At 72.8% G+C, this 1,989-nt stretch carries 2 protein-coding genes; one reads left to right on the plus strand and one right to left on the minus strand.

Annotated features, from left to right (window positions below):
* A partial coding sequence (locus AC1DP0_RS21365; protein WP_478088505.1) for an LLM class F420-dependent oxidoreductase occupies positions 1 to 1,048 on the minus strand: 1,048 nt, incomplete at its 3' end.
* Between the two features lie 75 nt (positions 1,049 to 1,123).
* Here AC1DP0_RS21365 and AC1DP0_RS21370 point away from each other — a divergent pair.
* The coding region (locus AC1DP0_RS21370) for an aldo/keto reductase (RefSeq protein WP_478088507.1) at positions 1,124 to 1,989 on the plus strand (866 nt) is incomplete at its 3' end.

Raw genomic sequence — 1,989 nt, forward strand, 5'->3', positions numbered from 1 at the left:
CCGCGATACCGGCCACGACCTGGAGGCTCGCCACGGCCTGCTCGCGCGTCATGCCCCCACCGACGGCGACGGCGAGCGTGGTCACACCGGCCTCCTCGTAGCGGCCCAGCCGTCGCGCCACCCGCTCCGGCGAGCCCAGCAGGGCCGTCTCGTCGATGAACTCCAGGGGCACGGCCGCCGCCGCCTCCCGGTGGAGGCCCGCCAGGTAGAGGTCCTGGATGCGCGCGGCATCCTCCTCGAAGCCCATCCGGCACGCGAGCTGGTTGTAGAAGTTCTGCTCGCGCGAGCCCATGCCGCCGATGTAGAGGGCGCAGTAGTCACGCACGTGGGCCGCCGCCTCCTCGACGTCGTCGACGAGCACGACGGGCGTGGTCGCCACGACGTCGAAACCCGTCATCGGCGAGTCGACCGGGCCCCGGCCACCCCTACGCCGACCGGTCTCGAGCATCGCGAGCAGGTCGCCGGCGTGCTCGGGGCTGAAGAAGATCGCGAGCCAGCCGTCCGCGATCTCACCGGTCAGCTCGAGGTTCTTCGGCCCGACTGCCGCGAGGTAGACGGGCAGGTCCGGGCGCACGGGCCGCGCCGCGAGCTTGAGCGGCTTGCCCGGACCGTCGGGCAGCGGCAACGGGTAGTGCGGCCCGGCGTGGGTGACCGTGTCGCGGCGCAGGGCCGCCCGCACGATCTCGACGTAGTCCCGCGTGCGGCCGAGCGGGCTGCGGAACGGCACGCCGTGCCACCCCTCGCTCACCTGCGGACCCGAGACCCCGAGCCCGAGCCGGAACCGGCCGGCCGACATCGTGTCGATCGTCGCCGCGGTCATCGCCGTCATCGCCGGGGTGCGTCCCGGGATCTGCATGACCGCGGACCCGAGGGCGACGTGCTCCGTCAGGGCCCCGATCCAGGCGAGCATCGACGGGCTGTCCGAGCCGTATGCCTCTGCCACCCAGACGCTGTCGAAGCCGAGCCGGTCGGCCGCCTGCGCGATCGCGACCTGGTCGTGACCCGTCGTGCCGCGCCCCCAGTACCCGAGATTCACACCGATCCTCATGCTGGGCAGGCTATCGGCGTCGCGCACGTCGTGCCGCTCGCTCGGAGTGCGGCATCGCCCACTACCGTTCGGGACATGCGCAGGCGTCTCGGCTCGTCCGGTCTCTCGGTCACCCCACTGGCCCTCGGCACCATGCTGTGGGGCAACGCTGTCGACCGGCACGAGGCCGGTGACCACCTGCGCGCGTTCGTCGAGGCCGGCGGGAACCTCGTCGACACGGCATACGGCTACGGCGGCGGCGACGCCGAGACCATCCTCGGCGGGCTGCTCGACGGCACGGTGCCGCGCGACGACGTCGTCATCTGCACCAAGGCGGGCATCTCCCGGTCCGGTGGCCAGCGCCGGGTCGACGTGTCGCGCCGAGGGCTCATGTCCCAGCTCGAGACGTCGCTGCGCCGTCTCGGCACCGACCACGTGGACCTCTGGCTCGTGCACACCTGGTCTGACGACGTGCCGCTGTCGGAGACCCTGTCGGCCCTCGAGTGGGCTGCGGCCTCAGGTCGCGCGCGCTACGTCGGCGTCTCCAACTACTCCGGATGGCAGTCCGCACGAGCGTTCAGCGTGCTCGAGTCAGCGCGAATTCCCATGGTGGCCAACGAGATCGAGTACTCCTTGGTATGCCGCACGCCGGAGCACGAGGTCACGCCCGCGGCGACGTCGCTCGGCTTCGGCCTGCTGCCCTGGTCACCGCTCGGACGGGGCGTCCTCACGGGGAAGTATCGCCACGGCATCCCGTCCGGGTCCCGGGCCGCGTCCACCGACTTCCCGGGCTTCGCCGAGCGGTTCCTCGACGAGCAGACGGCCCGCGTGGCCGACGCGGTGGCGATGGCTGCGCGAGGCCTGGCGGCCAAGCCGGCTGAGGTGGCGCTGGCCTGGGTGCGTGACCGTCCCGGGGTCGCGGCGCCCATCGTCGGCGCGCGGACGCCCGCACAGCTGCGGTC

The organism is Terrabacter sp. P5_B1 (assembly GCF_056400505.1).